Genomic DNA, 22,820 nt, shown 5'->3' with positions numbered 1-22,820 from the left:
CGCCTGTTTACTTGACTAAAGAGACAATGCCGCCTCTACAACTGCGTCAGTCGTGATATTGAAGAACTTGAACAACTCGCCCGCTGGCGCTGATTCACCAAATCCATCCATACCGATAACAGCACCATTCAATCCAACGTACTTGTACCACGTGTCTTTTGCTAGTGCTTCAACCGCAACGCGTTTTACCACACCTGCTGGTAATACCGATTCTTTGTACTCGGCACTTTGACGGTCAAATACATCTGTCGAAGGCATAGAAACTACACGTGCCGCTTTGCCTTGAGCGGCAAGTTTGTCAGCCGCTTCCACAGCCAATTGCACTTCAGAACCTGTAGCGATAAGAATAATTTCTGGTTGGCCATCGCTGTCTTTCAAGATGTAACCGCCTTTCGCAATGTCGGCAACTTGAACAGTGTCTCTGTCTTGTTGCACTAAGCCTTGACGGGTAAAGATTAGCGTTGATGGACCATCGTTGCGTAGGATAGCCTCTTTCCACGCTACGGCAGATTCGACCTGATCGCACGGGCGCCAGTTGTCTAGGTTTGGTGTGGCACGAAGAGACACAACTTGCTCGACTGGCTGGTGAGTAGGACCATCTTCACCCAGACCAATTGAGTCGTGAGTGTAGACGAAAATCGCTGGCTGCTTCATCAGTGCCGCCATGCGAACCGCGTTGCGAGCGTATTCCATGAACATTAGGAAGGTTGCACCATAGGCTTTAAAGCCACCGTGCAAGCAAATACCGTTCATCATTGCAGACATACCGAATTCACGAACACCGTAGTAAATATAGTTACCACTAGCGTCATTAGCTTCAACGCCTTTGCTACCAGACCAGATTGTTAGGTTAGAACCGGCCAAATCAGCAGAACCACCAAGCAACTCTGGCAATAGAGGGCCATAAGCATTCAATGCATTTTGCGACGCTTTACGCGTAGCAATTGTCGCAGGGTTCGCCTGAAGGTCCGCGATGTACGCATCGGCTTTAGACGCAAAGTCCGCAGGTAAATCACCCGCCAAACGGCGCTGTAGTTCAGCAGCAAGTTCAGGATGTGCTTTTGCGTAGTCGGCAAACAAAGCATCCCATTGCTGTTCCGCTTTTGTTCCTTTTGAAGTCGTGTTCCATTCTGCGTAAATATCTTCTGGTACTTCAAATGGCGCAGCTGTCCATTGTAATTCTTCACGGGTCGCTGCGATTTCGTCATCACCTAATGGTGCGCCGTGGCATGATTCTGTACCTTGTTTGTTTGGCGAACCGAAACCGATAATCGTTTTACAACAAATCAGTGTGGGCTTGCTTGATTGCGATTTAGCTTCAGCAATCGCATTAGCGATTTGCTCTGGATCATGGCCATCTACACCACGAACAACATGCCAGCCGTAAGATTCAAAACGAGCAGGCGTGTCATCGCTAAACCAACCTTCAACTTCACCATCGATAGAAATACCGTTGTCGTCCCAGAAAGCGACAAGCTTGTTCAAGCCAAGTGTGCCAGCTAGTGAACAGGCTTCGTGTGAGATCCCTTCCATTAGACAGCCATCGCCCATGAAAGCATAAGTATAGTGGTCAACAACGTCGAAATTGTCGCGATTAAACTGCGCGGCAAGCACTTTCTCGGCAATCGCCATACCCACAGCATTGGTAATACCTTGGCCTAGTGGACCTGTTGTGGTCTCTACACCAGGAGCATAACCATATTCAGGGTGACCTGGTGTCTTAGAGTGCAACTGTCGGAACTGTTTGAGTTCTTCGATTGGCAACGCATAACCAGAAAGGTGTAACAGAGAATACAACAGCATTGAACCATGACCGTTTGAAAGCACAAAGCGGTCGCGGTTAGCCCAATTAGGGTTAGCCGGATTATGGGACATAAAGTCACACCATAAAACTTGTGCAATATCAGCCATTCCCATTGGGGCACCCGGGTGACCGGATTTGGCTTGTTGAACGGCGTCCATACTTAGGGCGCGTATGGCATTGGCGAGTTCGCGACGAGAGGGCATGTTGTCTCCTGCTGTAGTCTGTTTAGAAGGGCTTCAAATGTAAAACGAACACGACTGTGTTTGACCGTGGCCGTTTTTGCTGGCCCCTAGATTATCCTAATGGCTGGCTATTCTTACCTAAGCCCCGCACCAGTTCAATGTGTTTTGAAGATTACTTATACGAATAGCGTAAAAATCAGTATTTTTTGGTCTATTAATCTATCTATTGACGTCGATAAATATTCGAAACCTGATCTTAATCAATCCGAAAGCGTAATGATTGGCGCGGTTTTTTGGCCTAAGTGTCAACATAACGTAACAAATAGACTTTTAGACGTCCAGAAGTAAAGACTGGTATTAATTCTAAAAAGGCGTAAAATACGCCGTTATAAAAACGGGTGCTGTGCGTTTTGTTCGCAAGCACGCAAAGCTATTTTTGGTTAAACCTATTGGAGACAGTATGGCAGCGCATTTATTTACTTCAGAATCGGTATCAGAGGGTCATCCGGATAAAATTGCGGATCAAATTTCTGATGCGGTTCTTGACGCTATACTAGAACAAGACCCACACGCTCGCGTTGCGTGTGAGACTTATGTAAAAACAGGCATGGTTTTAGTGGGTGGTGAAATCACCACATCTGCTTGGGTTGATATTGAAGAATTGACTCGACAAACCGTACGCGAAATCGGCTATACCCATTCGGACATGGGCTTCGATGCCGATTCTTGTGCTGTACTCAACGCGATTGGCAAACAATCACCTGATATCAATCAAGGTGTTGATAGACAACGTCCAGAAGATCAGGGCGCGGGTGACCAAGGCTTGATGTTTGGCTATGCAAGTGACGAAACTGACGTACTTATGCCAGCCCCGATCACTTACTCACATCGCCTTGTGCAAAAGCAAGCGCAAGTGCGTAAATCAGGTAAGCTCGATTTCTTGCGCCCAGATGCCAAGAGCCAGGTAACTTTCGCCTACGAAAATAACGTTCCTGTTGGTATCGACGCTGTTGTTTTGTCGACTCAACATTGTGATTCTGTAAGCACAGAACAGGTAAGAGAGGCGGTGATGGAAGAAATCATCAAACCTGTTCTCCCTGAGCAATGGCTAACGGATAAGACTCGCTTCCATATCAATCCAACTGGACGCTTTGTTATTGGCGGCCCAATGGGAGACTGTGGGTTAACAGGCCGAAAAATTATCGTCGATACCTACGGCGGTATGGCTCGACACGGTGGCGGTGCATTCTCTGGTAAAGATCCATCAAAAGTGGATCGCAGTGCAGCTTACGCAGGTAGATACGTTGCCAAAAACATTGTGGCTGCAGGCTTGGCGAAGCGTTGCGAAATTCAAGTGTCTTACGCTATCGGTGTAGCGGAACCAACATCTATCAGTGTTGATACGTTTGGTACTGGCGTAGTAGCAGATAGCGTGCTAGTGGAATTAGTAAGACAACACTTTGATCTTCGTCCATATGGCCTTATCAAAATGCTGGATTTGGAGAGACCAATCTACCGTCCAACGGCTGCCTACGGCCACTTTGGCCGCGATGAATTCCCATGGGAAAAAACGGATAAAGCAGACGCCTTAAAAGCCTCAATCTAACATTGATGGTTTTCCACTCCGCAGTCACTGCGGAGTGGTTGTCCCCTCCTCGATGGTTCGTTACATCTCCACGAACCATCGAGACAACAGCAAGCATTTCTTTTTTATTCTCTGCGGTAATGACAGCGTATTAGCCACCACATTGCATGTGGTGAGTGGAACCATTCTGGCGTCGGCACGAAAAATTAAAATAAACCGCCTTTATTATCGAAAATAACATTTCTAAAATTCAATTGTGTTTCTATAGTTAATAAAAAGCCCTAGTAAAAAGAGCACAATGAACACACATCGAATGAAGCTTGCCATCTTTGTCGCCACTGGGTTGTGGTTAAGTGCTTTTCATACCAGTGCTCAAGAGTCAGAATTGCGATTTTGGCGTGATCTCAGTGCCGCAAACTTACCCTTGCCTACGACCAAGCCCAGATCTCCCGCGGATATGTGGGCTTTTGATGTTTCGGTCACAACCGCACCTAATTTCCAAGCAACGGGCTTCGACATTATAAATGGGGCGTATCGTACAGAATTGATTGAAGTTGCTGCCCGACGACGCTTGTTCTCTGAATCAAGTCAATGGTTGTTCGCCAGCGTTGGGGCCACACCAAGCTTTGCCGTGTACTCTCCCGATTGGGTAACGCTTAACCAACAGCAAGCGCAAGCGGCCACTTTGGGCTGGCAGTTACAAAATACAATTGGTTTTTCGTTCGCTGTGGAATACGAGTACCGCAAGCTCGGCGATAACGATGACAACGCGCTACAAATTGGCGTGCACTATCTATTTTAGTCCGCCAGCATATGCTCGATGCAGTATTCAACATGAATAGAAGTTGTGTCGAGCAACGCAAAAGCGGTATCTCTCTGATTGACCAACAAACCTATCTCAGTACACCCTAAAACAACAGCTTGTGCGCCATTATCGGCAAGTTGCTCGATTTGTTTTAAGTAATAGGTTTTGGCCTCTTGTGAACATACACCACGGCACAGTTCTTCATATATTACGCGATGTACTTCATCCCTTGCCTTTCGTTCTGGCACCAGAGTTTCAATCCCTTTGGCTCGCATAAAATCTTGATAAAAGCCGTCTTCCATCGTGAACCGGGTGCCCAACAACCCTATGGTCGAAATGTTCTCTCTTTCGCAACGCTGTGCCAACGCGTCTAAAATATGTAAAAAGGGAACGTCAATTGCGTTTTCAATCGACGAGGCTAATTTGTGCATGGTATTGGTCGCCAACACAACAGCATCAACACCCGCTCGCTGTAGGCTGGACGCTTTATTCGCTAATACTTGCGAAAGGGCTGCCCAGTTACCGCAGTGCTGCAACTCACTAATCGGGCCAAAGTCGACACTCGCTAACACTAATTCAGCACTGTGTAAGCCCCCTAAACGAGAGGCCATGCCTTGATTGAGCTGTTGGTAATAGGTCGTAGTGGATTCCCAGCTCATGCCACCTATTACCCCGAGTGTTTTTTGTTTTGCGTTTGCCACGTCTATCCCTTTTTCACTGCAACCTTAGGGTTATATTGGCGACTCAAATAGCGAATGTAAATACTGCCAATCACACCAGGCGCAATCCAACTAGCAATTTGGATAAATCCATCGGTAGGCACTAGATTTCGCATGCCGAAGGATAAAAATGCCGTATAGGCCGCAATGCCAGAGCCGATAAGCCCGCCCAAGTGCTCGACAATTTGCTCGCGTTTGGTCGCAACCGATCTCCGGCAATATCGAATCACACCAAAGCCAATAAACAGACCCAACACACCAAAAGGAATATACAGTGGGTGTTTTTGCATCACCCCAATCGTGATAAACATTAGCCCAGCGGCGATACACAGATAAATAGGTAACATAAAACTCAAGGTCGCCGCTTGGCGTGGTGCACTGATTTTCAGCGCCCACATGCCTTGGCGTACACTGATAAAAGTAATGAGACTCAGATAGACTAGGAACGCCCAAAAAAGCCTTACCTTATAAAGCAATTCTTCGCTAGGTGATGTCTCAAACATTTGTGGTTTAAAACCTACGGGGGATAAGATCGCGAGAACGCCCATCACCGCTCCTGTTAGTGCAACGGCGTACATCACCTTGGCAAAGTAGTGACCAAACCTGCGATGGTCAATTCCCCCTTTTTTAGTCAAGACCGGTACCCAGAAAAGAAACAACGCCATGCTGCCTAATAGAATGTGCGACCAAAGTAACAGTTGAAACAACCAAGCCATAGTGGATTCCTCGTTGTGAATTAGGTAGAGAGTCACTACTTTAGGCTTGAGCATGGCGAGGCAACAGTGCCAAAAGTCACAATGCCATAGTGACTTTTGGCCTATTGCAGTCTAAGTGGAAACACCGATAATGAAAAAAACGAAAACGTAGAGTCCTCTTTGAAGTTTTTAGATCTTTTCAAACGTATAGAAGCAGACCGTCTGTCAGCTTTATTAACTTGGTTACTGATCAGCTGCAGTGCTTTGTGGTTAAGCCACGACAGTACAAACATCTCACCAATACGCATTTGGGCGGCGGCCGCAAGCTATGTTTTGTTTATCATCAGCTGGCTGTACTGCACTATCGGGCAACGCCCAACTCAACCAATGTTCTTTGCTGCTTTGATGATGCAGTGGTGTTGCGCGAGTCTCACGTTTTATCTTCTGCCTTACAACTATTCGGCCATCTTATTGATTTTAAGTAGTGCACTACTGCCTTATTACATGTCCTTGCATCGAGCCGTGTTCACCATCCTAGTCATGCATCTGCCTTTTTACTTTATTTTTAAATTTCACTGGCAGGCTGGTGGTATGTTGCTTAGCACTTCATTGTTTTTCACTTTCGCAACGTTCGCTTTATTGATGAGCCATACCAGTCGAAAAGAAGCTCGGGCACGGGAGGCATCTGAACTTTTGAACCGCGAACTCAAAGCCACACAAGCCTTGTTAAAAACGGCTGCACAACAAGCTGAGCGTTCCCGTATAGCAAGAGAATTACATGATTCCATTGGGCACCACCTCACCGCTTTGAGTTTACAACTCCAAGTGGCCAACCATCCGTCATGCAAAAATGTAAAGCCGCACATAGAAACAGCCTACAACTTATCTAATCAGTTATTACAGGAAGTGAGGGAAACCGTAACGGAAATGCGTACTACGATTGACACCTCGTTAAGTGATAACATTGAGGCAATTGGCGAGGCGTTTCACGGTATCGATATCGAAGTAAAAGGGACGACGTCAGCATTGACACTTAACAACACTGAAACCTTTGCGCTTACTCGAATAATACAAGAGTCATTGACGAATTCAGTGAGACACGGCAAGGCGACTAAATTCGTCATCACCTTCGAGGTTTCAGAGGATACTTGCCACATATCTCTAAAAGACAATGGTCATCAGCCACATTGGAATACACCTATCGAGATGGGTAACGGTTTAAATAGCATTCAGGACAGAGTTCACGCCATGAAAGGTAAAGTAGAATTTAATCGCAGCGCCACGGGCTTCTCAACCTCAATGACACTGACGATGAGAGAGCCGAATGATTAAGGTACTTTTGGTAGACGACCAACAACTCGTCAGAGCGGGTATTTGTAGTTTGCTATCACTAAGTGAAGAAGTTGAGGTGGTAGGCCAAGCTGAGAATGGCCGTGTGGCACTTGACTATCTAGCAGAACACGCCGTTGATTGTATTTTGATGGATATTCAAATGCCTGTGCTCGACGGAATTCAAACGTTGGAAGCGCTGTATCAGGCACGTATTCAAACCCCGGTATTGATACTCACCACGTTCGACGACAAAGATAAGGTTGAAAAAGCGGCGGTAGCGGGTGCCAGTGGCTATTTGCTCAAAGACGCATCACTAGAACAGCTCGTCGAGGCAGTGAAAGCTGTAGTATCGGGTAAAACGCTGTTCCACCCAACCGACACTCAAAGTGTAAGAGCGCGCCTGCAGCAGCACTGTGGTGTTAGTGCCAATGACTCCCCAGTCGATGCGTTGAGTGATAAAGAAAAAGAAGTACTGCGGTTGATGGCTGCAGGCTATTCCAATCAGGAGATTGCTCAAACACTATTCCGCTCAACGGGCACGATCAAAAATCAAGTGTCGACAATTCTAGAAAAGCTCGATGTAAGAGACCGAACGCAAGCCGTGATCAGAGGTATAGCGCTTTCGATTATATAGATGCGCGTTCGGTGACTTTGACGTTATACCAATACACCCTTCAGCGTATACGGCGCCTGTAACCAGGACGCACTTCGTTTTATCAGACGCGCGCTTGAGCTGGTGGGTACATTGAATAAACAAACGTTTTTTGGATAATTTCCGCATCCACACTCGCACGGTGACGTTGTTGTGCCTGTTGTTTAGTCACCCAGCGTTTAACACTGTGCCATGTATCCATCTGTTTTTGATTTAACAGATACTCAATGGCGCTGAGTGTAAATGTCATTTTTACACCGGCTCTAGAGAAAAGCTTGATCAGCCACGGCGAGTCCACCACCCAGCCATCAGAATAAGCCGTTGAATGTTCCATGAACCGATTGAGGTCGTTGCACACTGAAACGGGATCACATCCAAATTTATCGAGGTCATGACGCTGAATACCGTGCAACATTTCAGCTTCATTATCCCAATGTCGCCAATCTTCAAACGGTTTGATCAATCGACAAAACTTTCTGCCGTCAGCGTGGATAACGCCTATTTCTATTGGGTAGCTATTACTACCAAAACCGCTAGCCTCAACATCCAATATCGTCGGTGCGTGTTTTTTTACTGTCATTGTTATTCTTTTTTTCATGTTAATAATTGGTTAACTACCCCACTATAAACATAGCACAAGCCTCAATTTATCGAGGTTAAAATGGGTAACCATAGACGCAAAATTCATCGTGGTGAAAATGCTAATAGACAGTAGAGCAAGAACAACGCCAAACTAAATAAAAAAGGGCCTTTCGGCCCTTTTTTATTTTTCAATGAAGGTTATTCAAAAAAGAAACGTACCGTCATTCCCACTGTGCGTGGTTGGTTCGTGCGATAGGCCAATCGAGCACGTCCACCGCGTTCTCGGTCAAAAGAGAGGTTTGCGTTTTCGTCAGTTAAGTTATTGACATAAAACAACGCTTCCCACTCATCGTAAACAATACCCGCGCTCAAGTTGACGGTTTCGTAAGCATCAAGTTCTAAATCCACAGACGTGACTTCTGCACCTGTCGCACCACCAAATGCGAGACCTGACGTGAAATCTCCAGCACCTGCCACTTGGTCACTTGGCTGGGTAATCCTGTCACCCACGTACTGCACCGAGACAGAGAAGTAAGTGTCTGTTGCACCAAAAAGGGGCTGATCTAACGTATAGGTCATCGCAGCGGCCAGTTGAATTTCTGGTACTGATGCAAGACGATTACCATCAGCTACGCCGCCAAGTACATTCCCCTCGCTGTCTACGACAGTGGAATCGAATTCCGCCTCAAGCACACTACCGGCAAGTGAGACAAATATGTTATCTGTCGCTCGGCGAGTCAGTTCAAACTCCACCCCAGCAGTATGCGCTTCAGGCACGTTAAATGAGATACGCGAGCTGCAGGAACCAGCATCTAGCGTAACTTGGAGATCATCGATATCAGTGTAGAAGGCTGCTACGTTAGCAGACCAGCCTCTGCCAGCCGCTTTCGCGCCCACTTCATAATTCACCAACGTCTCATCATCGTAATCTTGGAAGCCGCCAAACAACGCCAAATCTTGCGCATTACACAAACCAGCATTTAATGGATCGTTAACGCCGCCAAGGCGAAAGCCTTGTGACACTTGAGCATTCAAGTTCACTGTTTCGTTCAATGTGTAATTGGCGAGTAATCGCGATGTGAAGCCATCAGATTCTGTAGAATCCGTCTGGTCGTCGCCATTAGAAAACAGGCCGCCACTGGTGAAGCGTCGCGTCTCTTCAAAGTCGTAGAACCGCGAACCCGCGGTGATTGTCAAATCATCAGATACGGCGTAATTCACTTCACCAAATATCGCCAATTGTTCTAGATCGTAAGGTAAATCTGCGTTGTATGGCGAGTCGACTCCAAAGCCATTGGCTGCACCGGCGCTGGTCCCCGCTCCCAAGACTTGGTCAGTGAAGGCGTCATAACCCGGGGTAGGCAATCGTTGCGAGTATTGACGCTGAGTGTCTGAATAGAAACCACCGACAAGCCACTGCAAAGGGCTGTCTGTATTAGATGCGAAACGCAATTCGACGGTGTCTTGTTCGACTGTCGTACGGTCTTGCAAATTCGATGGCAACAAGACTGCGTCATCTGGGAAGCCTAAATCAACGCTGACACTACCGGTAAGTGCACTGGCGTCACGGCTAACCAAAATATCACGATCGGTGTAGCTATATACAAACGTCGCGTCGACATCGCCTAATCCCCATTCCACCGTCAAATCGGCAATGAGGGTTTCATCCTCAAACCCTTCATCGAGCAACAAATACTGCTCTCTTTCACCTAACTGAAGCGCTGGCCGCGTCGTGGTATAAGGGTTTGCAAACAAATTGAAGACTTCTTGGCGATTGAAGCCATCCAAATCCAATTCTTGGAAAACCAAGCGAGGAGTGATAACGAGATCATCATTCACTTGCCACTTAAGTGCGACTCTTCCACCTGTGCGATTACCGCCATTAACGTCCTCTTTGCGCGTGCCACCCTCGCCCAATGCATCGATAAAACCAGCGTACTCGGTATTGTAAAACACCGCTCGTAATGCCAGTTTCTCGTCAACCAAAGGAACGTTTACCATGGCTTTGGCATGGCCACCAGCTTCGCCGTCCGTCACCGTATTCAGGTTGGCTTCAACACTGGCCTCGAAGGTATCCAATTCAGGCTGATTAGTAATGTATCGCAATGTTCCACCGATGGAACCCGACCCGAACAATGTACCTTGTGGACCTCTCAAAGTTTCAACGCGATTCAAATCATAAAAATCCAAATCGGGTGTAAACAGCGATAAGGAAATCACACTCTCATCTAGGTAAATCCCGACCTGCTCTTTAACGCCGGGTTGGTCCCTGACAATCTGGCCCGCTGATACACCGCGAATGGCAACCTGGCTCTGGCCGGGCCCTAAGTTTTGAATTGCCACGCCCGCTACGTTGCGAGTCAGTTCCTCTAGCGAAGTTGCCCCCGCACGTTCAATGTCTTTTTGTGTTTGGGCATTGAGCGAAAATGGCACCTCTTTAATTGAGGCAGAGCGTTTAGTCGCTGTTACCATAATTTGCTCAAAGTCTTCTTGGCTTGGTTCAGATTCTTGAGCCGCAATACTGGCAGAATAAGATGTGGCTAATGCGCTCATAACCGATAAATGAATAGCATGACGCAGAAAACGAGTGTTTCTGGAAGTGTCCATAATGTGTGTCCTCTTGTTCAACAAATGTGTGTGACGCAGACAGTTTCTGTCATTTTGTTATTCGCCAGAGGTCGTGCCCTGAGCATTTATTGTTGGGTCCGCCACTAACCGTGCGATGGATGGACTTTATCAGGCAATAAAAGTCCGTCGGTTTGCAAAGGTTTGTCGTTAATCCATCCGACACCAAAATACAAACACGCTTTAGGTGTAGCAGCGCTTCTGCGGACGGACAAGGATAAAGATTGTAACGATTTGATACAAGAGAAGAATCTAGCTAGACCAACTGGTCAGATTTATAGAAAAGAAAATGAAAAAGCCTCCCAGATAAGGAGGCTTCAAAGTGATGTTAAGCTACCGCGTTGTTTAGAATATCGCGGCTGACTTCCAAGGTGATGGATTGATTCTCACCGAGTTTGAGCATGCGGTGAGATTCGAGGCTTGCAACAATGCTGTCTACCGCTTTTTGTTTATCGCCGTCATGTTCAGTCAATTGTGTGGCCACATCGAGTTGTTGATAAAACGCCTCGATCGCGTCAATGGTGCGTTCAGCTAGGTCTTCACTTGACTCAAGTCCAAAAACGTTACGTCCCATTTGTTCCAGTTTCGCCCGCTTGTATTGAATCTGGTTACGCATCAGCGATGGCTGAACAATTGCAAGTGAACGCGCATGATCAACACCGTACAGCGCTGTTAATTCGTGACCAATCATGTGTGTTGCCCAATCTTGTGTCACACCGCTGCCTATTAAGCCGTTGAGTGCCTGATTCGCTGACCACATCAAATTGGCGCGCCAAGCATCATCTTGGCTATCGATGGCATTACCAAGTGTAATCAGTGAGCGCAATAACGCTTCTGCGTAACCATCTTGCACTAATGCACCATGAACAACCGTTAGGTATTGTTCGCAAACGTGAACAAACGCGTCAACCAAACCATTTGTTACCTGACGAGGAGGTAAGCTTTTGATGACGTCAGGGTCTAGCACAGCGAACTGAGGGTATACGGCTGGAGACATAAACGCGAGCTTATCTTGCGTACTCGCACGGCTAATGACAGACGCACCATTTGACTCCGATCCAGTAGCAGGTAACGTCAAAATCGCACCTATCGCAACGGCTTCTTTCACTTGATGTTGTCCCGTCAGGATATCCCAACCATCACCGTCATATCGTGCCGCGCCCGCTACGTACTTTGAACCATCAATAACAGAGCCACCGCCAACGGCAAGGATGAAATCCACTTTATCTTGTTTTACTACCGCAACCGCTTTGTCGAGGGTTTCAACCGTTGGGTTTGGCTCAACACCGCCAAACTCGCGCCAGTCGTGTTCACCCAATGCTGCAACAACTTGGTCGTAAACGCCGTTGCTTTTGATCGAACCACCACCGTATAAAAGTAGGACTTTAGCGTCAGCGGGTATGAGAGATTGGATAGAAGCGATTTGGCCCTGACCAAACTGAATTTGTGTAGGATTATTAAAACTAAATTGCATTGTCTGCAAGCTCCTGTGTTGCCTGTTTCTGCGATTTTATACCACAGATAAAAATCGGTCTTTTGCGCTCTTCGAGGTTTACCCAAAAACGCAATACATGCATAATAGTACTTACAACAAGATTTTAAATAGCAATACATGGCAGTTTCTTGCCTAAAACTATCAATCATGAAAAAAGACCTAGTAAAAAAGATGCAACAAACGTTAAGCGAGTTGAATATCTCTGACTTAAAAGGTATTCATCGAACTTACCTACCTGGGACCAAATTGTATCGAGATACCCAAGGCAACCCTCGCAATCCACTGCTATATAATTCAGGTATTATTATTATGCTACAAGGCAGTAAAACACTGTTTCTCGAGCAAAGTAGTGTGACATACCAAGCCGGTGATTACTTGTTGCTAGGCGTGCCAATGCCAGTAGAGTGCGAGGCTTGGTCAACCCCGCAAGCACCGATACTGAGTCTTATAATCGATGTACCACTAACCGTGCTAAACGATATTCATCAACACGTGCATTTTCAACAGCGAAAACACATCGAAAACCGGGCCGATCTGTTCTCCCTCACCAAACAATCGCTCACTGAGACACTCAATGACGCATGTTTCAGGTTGTTGAACGTTCTGTCCTGTAAAACACAGAGCGCCGTATTGGGCGAAAGTATTGTGAAGGAAATCATTTACCACATTGTGACAGGTCCCCACGGATACATCCTTACCGACCTCGTAGATTACACAGGGCACTATGCGAGAGTCGCAAAAGCCTTAACCACGATACACAGTAATTATTCAACTGCGCTGTCAGTGGAAGAGTTGGCTGACGACGCGAACATGAGCGTATCCTCTTTTCATCGCGTATTTAGGCAAGTGACGACGATTTCGCCTGGACAATACATCAAGCGGGTGCGTTTAACGAAAGCCAGAGAGTTAATCGCGTTTCAAGGCCGCAGGGCGAATGAAGCCGCCTCCTTGGTTGGCTATTCCAGTGCTTCTCAGTTTTCTCGAGAGTTCAAACGCTATTTCAATACTTCTCCTTCCGAAAGCCGAGGTTAACTTCAATCTATAACCGTCGCCGCTACCGCACCAGTGATTGCTCAACTGGGTAAATATTCGCGCATAGTGGCATGTCAAAAGTTAATGTTCGAAGCAGGTCAATCAGATACGCCTTATCGTGTCCCGGTTCTAGGCACAAAATGGTATCGGAAAAACGAGTACGCACAGGTAAACAAACCGCGTCGACCTCGTACTTTCTTTCAAATGCCGACAACTGGTTTTGAGCCGTACGCAATGACTGAGCAAATACCAACCCAATGCTTGGCAACTTGTTTTCGCCGAAAAGACAAGAAAAAGCATAAGCGTTTTGCCTTTGCCGTTTAAACTGAATCAAAGCCTCGGTTACCAGGATAGTCAGTTGATCCTCCCTTGCAAGGCACCAACTGTCTTCGAAAGAAGTCATCGTGTTCAATTTGCTTAAAGAGGCACAATGCATGACTATTCCCGGCGCTTTGACAATGCCCATATCCCCCTCCTCATACTCAGTTGATACTTAAGATCTAGCCAAACACTGGCGTTTAAGAAAGTTAAATTGACCTCGCTACAGCGATAGTAAGGAACCACTTTCAAGGAAAAGACGAAAAATCCTGTTCACGGCCAATATGAACTTTTTGTGACAATTACATACAGCCTCTTTGCGGTCTCACTCATATTCAACACGGCGTTAATCAGAACGTTTTTACTCCGAGGAATTAATCATGCTAAGGTAGAAAATACGATGCGTCACTCTGAATGGAACCATGAGAACGTTCTTTAACTATATTGTGTTTGGCCTGCTACTCGGTACCGCAAGTCTTCGGCTATTTGCCGCGGAACCGCTTGTGGTGGCGTCGGTTGAATACGCCCCATACACCTCATCGAAAATGGATAACAATGGGTACGTTAACCATATCGTAAAACTCGCCTTCGAAAGTAAGGGAATCCCTACAACATTCGAGTATTTACCGTGGGCACGTGCGGTAAAAGAGGGGGAAGAAGGCCAATATGAAGCGGTGTCTTACGCTTTGTTCGTAGAAGAAAGAACAAAGTATTTTTTGTACAGCAACCCCATCATTAACGAAGAGTTTCACTTTTTCACCCGCAGGGACACTGCCATAGAATCATTTAATGGTTTGTCGTCAATTGAGGGGTTGCGATTGGGCCTAACAAGGGGTTATGCCTATCCCGAAGAGGTGTGGCAATACGCAAACCAGAAAAGTGATACAGTGTCGATAGTCAACTCTGACCTACAAAACTTTCGAATGCTTGCGCTCAAGCGCATTGATGTATTTCCCATAAATCGACTGGTTGGCCGACGAATTATCAAAGAAAGCTTTGAGAACAACCAAAACTACTTTCGCGTATTGACGCCATCGCTAATGGTTCGACCTACGCATTTACTGATTTCGAAGCAGTCACCTCGAGCTAATGAACTTATCTCACTATTCAATGATGCCTTGGCAGAGATGCAGCAAAATGGCGAGCTGAATCAAATCAAAGATGAAATGATGAGGGTCCATTACCCCAGTGATTAACGCCAAAAAAAAGGCGGGGGAGTAAAGCTCGCCTCGCCTTTTTGCTTCGGGACAAACAACCTGTTACTTTCAAGCCGATAGTTGTTCACTGGCTTGAGTGAGATAATCGTTAAGCTGAGCTTTTTCGGCCGCAGTCAGACGCAAACCCAATTTGCTGCGACGCCATAAAATGTCTTCTACCGTGTAAGCCCATTCAGAGGCGACAAGGTAATCCACTTCAGCTTGATAAAGACCTGCTCCAAAGTGTATTCCCATTCCTTCAAGACTGCCGGCTTCTTGCAAGAAGCCGCGACACAAGGTGCCGTAGCTTCTAACAAAACGCGTCGCAATGTCGGTAGGCAACCACGGAAACTCTTTGGCTAATTGGGCCTGTAACGCTTCTTTGCCTTCAAAATTGCCCCCTGGTAATGCCGCCGCTTCAGTCCAAGCCCCCTTCGCTCGAGGGAAGTGCTCACAAAGTGTATCAACAGCATACTCAGCAAGCTTGCGGAAGGTAGTGATTTTGCCGCCAAAAATGTTAAGTAACACAGGCTCGTTATCACCGCCTGTCATCACAACTTTGTAATCACGAGTCAACTCTTGAGCAGAAGCATTGGCCTCTTCGAGTAATGGCCTGACGCCGCTATATGAATGAACGATATCGTCAGTAGTAATTTTAGTCTTGAAGTAGCCGTTGACGACTTCAACAAGGTAATCGGTTTCTTCTTTGCTGATTGCGGCATCTCTCGGATTACCAACAAAATTGACATCCGTTGTGCCGACAAGGCTGAAATCATCTTCGTAAGGGATCACAAAGACGATACGACCATCTTCGTTTTGCAGAATATAGGCCTCATCCGTATCGTATAACTTGGGTACAACGAAATGGCTTCCCTTAACAAGGCGCATCGCATCCTGATTTTTTAACGACGCCACTTCTTGCAAGAATTGAATTGCCCAAGGGCCAGCTGCATTTACGATAGACTTAGACGTGACGGTAAACGTTTTACCAGAAGCATCAGTTAATGTGACCTTCCATAAGTCACCTTCTTTCTCAGCGGAAGTACAAGCAGTACGAGTCAACACGGTCGCACCTTGATCTCTCGCCGCAAGCGCATTTAACACGACGAGTCTTGCGTCATCCACCCATCCGTCTGAGTATTCAAAACAAGTGGAGATTGTATTGACTAGCGGCGACGACGCATCGGTTTTTACACGCTTTGAACGCTTAAGCGACACGCGCTTAGCGAGGTTATCGTACAAGAACATACCGATTTGAATCATCCAAGCCGGCCTCAAATGCTTTTGATGAGGCAAGCGGAAACGAAGCGGCCACATGATGTGCGGTGCCTTCGCAAGCAACACCTCGCGTTCTGCGAGTGCTTCTTTCACCAAACGAAACTCATATTGCTCGAGATAGCGCAGACCACCGTGGATCAGCTTACTACTGTTTGACGACGTGGCACTGGCAAGGTCAGCAGCTTCACACATGAGGACGTTCAAACCTCGTCCAGCGGCATCTGCGGCGATACCTGTACCGTTTACCCCGCCTCCGACAACGATAACATCATATTCTGTTTTCATTTCACTCATCGCTTTGCTGCATGTTCTCTATCAATCATGCACACATTTCAGCGCTTTATTTGCACTTTGTCAACAAAAACGAAAATAAACGAACATAAAACGAATATTAACGTATGATTCTACTGGGAAAATAAATGATGAAAAATTCAACAAAAAAGCCAGCAAATTGCTGGCTTCGGAGTAACTAAGTTAATAGCTAACTAAACGCTGACCAATTCAATATCGTTGTGGTCGAGAATACTCGTGATTGATTCTGGTGGGTTGCCGTCTGACACTAGGCAGTTCACTTGGGCAATATTACCTTGCTCTACCATCGCGTGGCGTTCGAACTTAGAACTATCAGCGGCCAGTATGACATGCCTTGCGTGTTGCAAAATAGCTTGGGAAACTTTCACTTCGCGAAAGTCAAAATCCAGCAACGCACCATCGCTACTGATTCCACTGATACCAATGATGCCGTAATCCATTCGAAACTGACTAATAAAATCGCAAGTCGCCTCGCCAATGATTCCGCCATCTCTAAAGCGTACCTCTCCGGCCGCAATAATGACGCTAAAATCCTCTTTGGCAGATAAAATAGTGGCGACATGGATGTTATTTGTCACGACATGCAAGTTTTTGTGATTGAGGAGTTTTGATGCGATTAACTCGGTAGTGGTGCCGATATTGATAAATAAAGAGGCACCATCCGGTATCATCTGTGCCACTGCTTCAGCGATTTTTTCTTTCGCACTTTTGTGTTGCGCTTTGCGATCTTGATACGGCGTATTTTCCCAACTCGTCGCGACCCCAGCGCCACCATGAAAGCGGCTTACTAAGCCTTCTTCTGATAACTGATTCAAGTCTCGTCGAATTGTTTGGGGTGTGACTTGAAATTCTTCCACCAGTTCATCAATCGACATAAAACTCTTTTGCTTGACCAAGCTAACCATTTTCTCATGTCGCTGGGCTTGATTCATCTCACTTTTTCCTTAGCCATGGTAAACGCTTGTGAAGTTTTTCACACTTTCATTTTAGAATAAAAATGTTCGTTTGCGAAAATTCGCGTTGTTAATTCATTGTGAATAGTGCACTATCGCCATTAAAACAACAGGAGGCTCAGCGTGCAAAAATATATTCTGTCTATCGACCAAGGGACAACCAGCTCACGTGCAATCTTGTTCTCAGCAGAGGGCAAGCAGTGTCACACTGCTCAACAAGAATTTTCGCAACACTACCCCAATGATGGATGGGTTGAACACAACCCTGAAGATATCTGGCAAACTGTGGTCGACACTTGCCAAAGCGTCATTGAGGAATCTGGTATTTCACCTTCGCAAATTGCGACAGTAGGCATTACTAACCAGCGAGAGACGACACTTGTCTGGGACAAAGAGACAGGTGAACCCGTTTACAATGCCATTGTTTGGCAAGATAGACGAACCTCCGATTATTGTTCAAAACTCGCTGAAAACGCACAATTTGCAGAGTATATCACAGACGCGACGGGCTTATTGTTAGACCCGTATTTCTCTGCCACTAAGATTCGCTGGATCCTTGAAAATGTTGAGGGAGCGCGACAAAAGGCAGAGGCGGGAAAACTCGCTTTTGGTACGGTTGATAGCTTTCTTATCTGGCGCTTAACCGGCGGCAAATCTCATACAACAGACGCGACCAATGCATCTCGGACTATGCTGTTCAACATACTCACGCAAAGTTGGGATGAAAAGCTGTTAAAGCAATTTGACATTCCCATGTCTATGTTGCCAGACGTATTAGATAGTGCCGATGATTTTGGTGTAATTGACGACGCCATTTTTGGCAGCAATGCACCAATCCAAGGGGTCGCAGGCGATCAACAAGCCGCGCTTGTCGGCCAGACATGTTTCGAACCTGGCATGGCGAAGAGTACCTATGGCACTGGCTGTTTCATGATTTTAAACACCGGCGACAAACCGCTCAAATCGAAAAATCGCTTGCTCACCACTGTCGGGTATCGAATTAACGGCAAGACAACCTATGCGCTAGAGGGAAGTATTTTCATGGCTGGCGCTACCGTGCAATGGCTACGCGATGGTCTCAAGCTAATTGCAGATGCTTCTGAGAGCGAAGCGCTTGCTAAGATGGCACGCCAAAACAATGGGGTATTTCTCGTACCGGCCTTTACCGGTTTAGGCGCGCCCTATTGGGATCCGAACGCGCGTGGCGCTATTTTGGGGCTAACCAGAGACACTGGTATCAACGAAATCGTGGCTGCTGGCTTGCAATCAGTATGCTATCAAACCAAAGACCTACAAAAAGCCATGGAAAGTGATGGTGCGCGTCCTACTACGCTGAGAGTAGATGGTGGAATGAGTAAAAATGACTGGGTGATGGCATACCTATCAGACATCCTTGGAGCCAATGTTCAGCGCCCAGAAATCACTGAAACGACGGCGCTTGGGGTTGCGTACCTGGCAGGGTTGAAAGCGGGTCTGTATCAGTCTCTGGACGAGCTCACCACACAATGGAACTGCGACAAACTGTTTGAACCACGTGTGGATAAAGAAGAACGGGACCTAGCCTACGGTAATTGGCAAGACGCCGTGCAACGGGTTCGTTGCCAATAACGTTTTCAAGCGGCTATAACGGCCGCTTTTTTATTTGTTTACCGCCATTTTCTGCTCACATTCAACGGGTAAAACAACCTGCCATATGAAAACGAAAATGAAAGCAGACCACCCTATTATCGTCTATATTTTAACCGACAATGCTTCAGTGACGATTACATTTGCAAGGCATGTATAAAGCGGTTCCGACTACAACACCCTTAAATCTATAACCCTATGTTTTAATTGACTTAAATAACAACCCCACAAATGAGAGCAAACGCTTTACCCACCAGTCAACATGCTTGCAACATTGTCATTTGCTCATAAACGCGCTTTTAGTAACTAACTATTGAAATAAACCGACACGAATTACAATAATAAAATCACATATAATTCATATAGATAATCAATATTTCTCACGGTGTTAGTGACATTCATAAACACTATTTTGTAACCACTAAAATCTCGCATCAGAGCGACTCAACACAGCTGTCTACACCTCATTTACACTTGGGCTAAAAATGTAAATTTCTTATGATCTTCTTAAAATCGAAAAAAAAGTGAAAATTTTTTAAAAAAATTTATTCAAATCAGTCGTCTAAAAATTACCAATTAATTCATAACTTTATAAATCAAACCGAGGGAAAACGTTTCACTTTTATTGTAAATACACTGTTAACGAAGGTTGATCGAACCGGTAACATACGCTATTTATATGACAAATAAGCTTAGTTGAAGCTTTGTCACCACGGAGAAAAACAGTGAAACACACAAAACCAAAAAACAATGCGGGACTTCTCGCCAAGCGTTCGTTGCTTGGTGCAGCTGTTGCCACAGCATTGTGCTCTACTAGTGCTTTTGCACAGCAAGATGCAGACAATTCTAACGTTGAAGTCATTGAAGTTCGCGGGATCGTAAGTAGTTTGAAACGCGCTATGGCTGACAAAAAAGAGTCAGTTGCCGTATCCGACGGTATCGCAGCAGAAGATTTGGGTAAATTCCCAGACTTGAACGTTGCCGAATCACTACAGCGTATCACAGGTGTGTCAATCGACCGTAGTGGTGGTGAAGGTCAACAAGTAACGGTTCGTGGTTTCGGACCTCAATTCAACACCGTATTGGTAAATGGTCGTCAACTAGCGACTGATGCTGACGGCCGTGCATTTAACTTTGACGTGCTTGCAGCCGACCAGATCACTGGTGCTAACATCTACAAAAGTGGCGTCGCAAATTTGCAGTCTGGTGGTATCGGTTCAACGATTAACATCAGTACAGCACGTCCTTTCGATTATGACGGTTTCCAGCTAGCGGGTTCGGTGAAAGGCGTTTATGAAAGCCTTTCTGAAGAAACGTCTCCGCAAGCGTCTCTGTTAGTAAGTAATACATTTGCCGATGATAAGTTCGGTGTACTGCTTGCCGTTTCACATCAGGAACGTCAAGTACAAATCAACCGTATCCAAACTGCAGGTTGGAGACCAGGCCTTACACTTTCAAACCGCAACGACGGTGTATTGGCAAGTGACGTTTTCTTCCCGCGTAACTGGGACCAAATTGTTGATGAGCAAGACAGAACACGCACAAACGTAGCGCTTGTTGCTCAGTTTGCACCAACAGATGACGTAACAATCACACTAGATGGTTTCGTGTCTAAGTTCGAAGTAGACTCGCTAGTAACGGATTTGGCATCGTGGTTTGAACCTGATCGCGTAGGTTCTGCAACGGTAAACCCAGACACAGGTACAGCGATTCAGTTCACGCAAGAAATCAACCTTCACCAAGGTTCTGGTAACCCAGCATCGGATTTCGTGTCGACAAACCGTAACTCTCGCGACGTTACCAACGACGGTTTTGGTCTTAACGTTGAATGGCAAATCAACGACGCGCTCGTTGCGACATTTGATGTGAACCATTCAACCGCTGAAAACGATGTAGCGGGTCAAGGCCGATTCAATGTAATCGGTATTATCAACAACTACTCGTTCGACGGCACGGGCAGCATCCCAACAGTTGAGCACAATGCATTTGGAAATGGTCAACTGCCTGATGTTAACCTTTCTCGCCTTCACTACAATGACCTAGGTGGTCCACGTGGTACAGAAGACGAAGTGACAGAATACAAAGCGGACTTCGTTTACGAATCTGACTCAGATGTATTCCGCAAAGCAAACTTTGGTTTGTTGTACCAAGATCGTGAAAAGTACAGCTTCCAAGAATTCGCTTCTCAATGTGCGTTCTGTGGTTATCAAGTGGCTGCTCCTGTTGATCAGTTGAACATCCGTCCATTCGTTGCAAACAACTTCTTCGGTGGCTTGATCGATACATGGTACACATACGACGGCGATGCTTACCTTGATTTCCTAGCATCAGAAGGCTTCCCAATTGTTCCTACTCTTCAACCTAACTTGTACCGCGTAAATGAAGAAGTGACGGCGGTATATGCACAGTTCGAGTTCGACTATGAATTGGGCGACATGCCATTGACTATGGACGTTGGTGCACGTTACGAGGAGACCGATGTAAACGTTTCCGCAGTACAAGCTTTCATCTCTGACGTCGTACCGACTTCAGATTTAACCTTGTTCGCGAACCGCTTCGGCCCAGAGCAAAATATCAACGATGGCACGTCTTACTCTAACTTGCTACCAAGCTTGAACGTGAGACTTGAGATCGAAGAAGACATGATTTTGCGCTTCTCTCGCTATGACTCACTGACTCGCCCAACGATGTCGCAAATGTCTCCTGCGACAACATTTGGTGAGCCACGTCGTCAGAACCTTCAAGCTGCAGGTGGTAACCCAAGCCTTCAGCCGTTCCAAGCTGAAAACTGGGATCTATCATTCGAATGGTATTACAGCGATGACAGTGCGTTCACATTCGCAGTTTTCAACAAAGAAGTGGAAAACTTCATCGTTACCCTATCTGGACAAGAGACATTCACACTAGCTGACCGTAGTGCAGCTGACGGCTTCCGTTGTGCGGCAGCAGAGTGTGCACCGGGTGTAAGCCTTGATCCTCTTAACCCAGGCTTTGATGTTGTTGCCAACACCGATGAACTGAATGGTCAAAGTGAGGTGTACACGGTTACTCGTCCTCAAAACGGTGAAACGGCTAACGTTAACGGTTTCGAAGTGGCAATTACGCACGTATTCGACAACGGCTTCGGTGTAACGGCTAACGCGACTGTTGTAAACAGTGACGCTGAAGTATCTGGTGATACAACACAGTCTTTCGCTCTGGAGGGCCTTGGTGATTCTCAGAACTTAATCCTGTTCTACGAGAAAGATGCTTTCCAAGCCCGTGTAGCGTTTAACAACCGTGAAGCCTTCCTACTTGCACTAGACAACACGTCTGTTGGCGGTGCAACAGGAGAGCCAGTGACGACTGAAACCTACGGTCAGTGGGACGTAAGCGCAAGCTACGATATCAACGAAAACTTCACAGTATTCTTCGAAGGTATCAACGTAACTGAAGAAGAGCTACGTCAACACGGTCGATTCGCAGACCAAGTCTTCGCTATTGAAGACAATGGTTCTCGCTACTCAATCGGTGTACGCGCTAAGTTCTAAGCTTGAAATGCAGGGGCTAGTCCCCTGCTTTTATCTATGGGCTTGATTAAATTTGTCAGTACTAGACAATCAAGTCTATAGATAAGAGAAACAAGGCAA

At 46.3% G+C, this 22,820-nt stretch carries 17 protein-coding genes; 8 read left to right on the top strand and 9 right to left on the bottom strand.

The features are described 5' to 3' along the window. Positions 1 to 15: 15 nt before the first annotated feature. Complete coding sequence (gene tkt, locus AC27G9_RS07720; protein WP_487072750.1) at positions 16 to 2,007, bottom strand: transketolase; 1,992 nt, start codon at positions 2,005 to 2,007, stop codon at positions 16 to 18. Between the two features lie 439 nt (positions 2,008 to 2,446). Between tkt and metK the strand changes: the two genes are divergently transcribed. Both metK and AC27G9_RS07710 read left to right on the top strand, forming a co-directional pair. Beyond that, positions 2,447 to 3,592 carry a methionine adenosyltransferase gene (gene metK, locus AC27G9_RS07715; protein ID WP_487072748.1) on the top strand — a complete coding sequence of 382 codons (1,146 nt, stop codon included), beginning with the start codon at positions 2,447 to 2,449 and terminating at the stop codon, positions 3,590 to 3,592. Between the two features lie 277 nt (positions 3,593 to 3,869). Next, the gene (locus AC27G9_RS07710) at positions 3,870 to 4,373 is read left to right on the top strand and encodes a hypothetical protein (protein ID WP_487072746.1); all 504 of its coding nucleotides are present in this window, start codon (positions 3,870 to 3,872) and stop codon (positions 4,371 to 4,373) included. Here the strand turns inward: AC27G9_RS07710 and AC27G9_RS07705 are convergent. Continuing rightward, on the bottom strand, positions 4,370 to 5,077 hold the full coding sequence (locus AC27G9_RS07705) for an aspartate/glutamate racemase family protein (protein ID WP_487072744.1): 708 nt from the start codon (positions 5,075 to 5,077) through the stop codon (positions 4,370 to 4,372). The two genes, AC27G9_RS07710 and AC27G9_RS07705, sit on opposite strands and share 4 nt — an antisense overlap. Positions 5,078 to 5,079: 2 nt before the next feature. Beyond that, positions 5,080 to 5,811, bottom strand: coding sequence for a hypothetical protein (locus AC27G9_RS07700; protein WP_487072742.1), 732 nt, complete (start codon positions 5,809 to 5,811; stop codon positions 5,080 to 5,082). 159 nt (positions 5,812 to 5,970) lie between these two features. Between AC27G9_RS07700 and AC27G9_RS07695 the strand changes: the two genes are divergently transcribed. Next, on the top strand, positions 5,971 to 7,122 hold the full coding sequence (locus AC27G9_RS07695) for a sensor histidine kinase (protein WP_487072740.1): 1,152 nt from the start codon (positions 5,971 to 5,973) through the stop codon (positions 7,120 to 7,122). Continuing rightward, positions 7,115 to 7,756 carry a response regulator gene (locus AC27G9_RS07690; RefSeq protein ID WP_487072738.1) on the top strand — a complete coding sequence of 214 codons (642 nt, stop codon included), beginning with the start codon at positions 7,115 to 7,117 and terminating at the stop codon, positions 7,754 to 7,756. The genes AC27G9_RS07695 and AC27G9_RS07690 overlap by 8 nt, the downstream gene beginning before the upstream one ends. 82 nt (positions 7,757 to 7,838) lie before the next feature. Here the strand turns inward: AC27G9_RS07690 and AC27G9_RS07685 are convergent, their stop codons facing one another. From AC27G9_RS07685 to AC27G9_RS07675, 3 genes are all read right to left on the bottom strand, one after another. Next, positions 7,839 to 8,354, bottom strand: a complete 516-nt coding sequence (locus AC27G9_RS07685) for a 3'-5' exonuclease family protein (RefSeq protein WP_487072736.1) — start codon at positions 8,352 to 8,354, stop codon at positions 7,839 to 7,841. A 200-nt stretch (positions 8,355 to 8,554) separates the two neighbouring features. Further along, positions 8,555 to 10,963: a TonB-dependent receptor gene (locus tag AC27G9_RS07680; protein WP_487072734.1), complete on the bottom strand. Its 2,409-nt coding sequence runs from the start codon at positions 10,961 to 10,963 to the stop codon at positions 8,555 to 8,557. 346 nt (positions 10,964 to 11,309) lie between these two features. Continuing rightward, a complete protein-coding gene (locus tag AC27G9_RS07675; protein WP_487072732.1) occupies positions 11,310 to 12,455 on the bottom strand; it encodes an iron-containing alcohol dehydrogenase in 1,146 nt (381 codons plus the stop codon). A gap of 168 nt (positions 12,456 to 12,623) precedes the next feature. Here AC27G9_RS07675 and AC27G9_RS07670 point away from each other — a divergent pair, with 168 nt between their 5' ends. Continuing rightward, entirely contained in the window at positions 12,624 to 13,508 is an 885-nt protein-coding gene (locus AC27G9_RS07670; protein ID WP_487072730.1) for an AraC family transcriptional regulator, read from the top strand. A gap of 22 nt (positions 13,509 to 13,530) precedes the next feature. Here the strand turns inward: AC27G9_RS07670 and AC27G9_RS07665 are convergent, their stop codons facing one another. After that, on the bottom strand, positions 13,531 to 13,974 hold the full coding sequence (locus tag AC27G9_RS07665; protein WP_487072728.1) for a hypothetical protein: 444 nt from the start codon (positions 13,972 to 13,974) through the stop codon (positions 13,531 to 13,533). 274 nt (positions 13,975 to 14,248) lie between these two features. On the opposite strand from AC27G9_RS07665, the gene AC27G9_RS07660 reads away from it, so the two are divergent. Continuing rightward, positions 14,249 to 15,022, top strand: coding sequence for a substrate-binding periplasmic protein (locus AC27G9_RS07660; RefSeq protein WP_487072726.1), 774 nt, complete (start codon positions 14,249 to 14,251; stop codon positions 15,020 to 15,022). A gap of 69 nt (positions 15,023 to 15,091) precedes the next feature. Here the strand turns inward: AC27G9_RS07660 and glpD are convergent, their stop codons facing one another. Further along, on the bottom strand, positions 15,092 to 16,594 hold the full coding sequence (gene glpD / locus AC27G9_RS07655; RefSeq protein WP_487072724.1) for a glycerol-3-phosphate dehydrogenase: 1,503 nt from the start codon (positions 16,592 to 16,594) through the stop codon (positions 15,092 to 15,094). A gap of 191 nt (positions 16,595 to 16,785) precedes the next feature. Then, positions 16,786 to 17,544 (bottom strand): DeoR/GlpR family transcriptional regulator, encoded by a 759-nt coding sequence (locus AC27G9_RS07650; RefSeq protein WP_487072722.1) that lies wholly within the window; start codon positions 17,542 to 17,544, stop codon positions 16,786 to 16,788. A gap of 144 nt (positions 17,545 to 17,688) precedes the next feature. Here AC27G9_RS07650 and glpK point away from each other — a divergent pair, with 144 nt between their 5' ends. Both glpK and AC27G9_RS07640 read left to right on the top strand, forming a co-directional pair. After that, complete coding sequence (glpK, locus tag AC27G9_RS07645) at positions 17,689 to 19,173, top strand: glycerol kinase GlpK (protein ID WP_487072720.1); 1,485 nt, start codon at positions 17,689 to 17,691, stop codon at positions 19,171 to 19,173. A gap of 743 nt (positions 19,174 to 19,916) precedes the next feature. Beyond that, on the top strand, positions 19,917 to 22,721 hold the full coding sequence (locus AC27G9_RS07640; RefSeq protein WP_487072718.1) for a TonB-dependent receptor: 2,805 nt from the start codon (positions 19,917 to 19,919) through the stop codon (positions 22,719 to 22,721). Positions 22,722 to 22,820 lie beyond the last annotated feature (99 nt).

The organism is Alteromonas sp. 5NS40-0096 (genome assembly GCF_057544385.1).
Note: the sequence above shows the minus strand (reverse complement) of the source record. Positions and strands in the feature narration are given on the sequence as shown.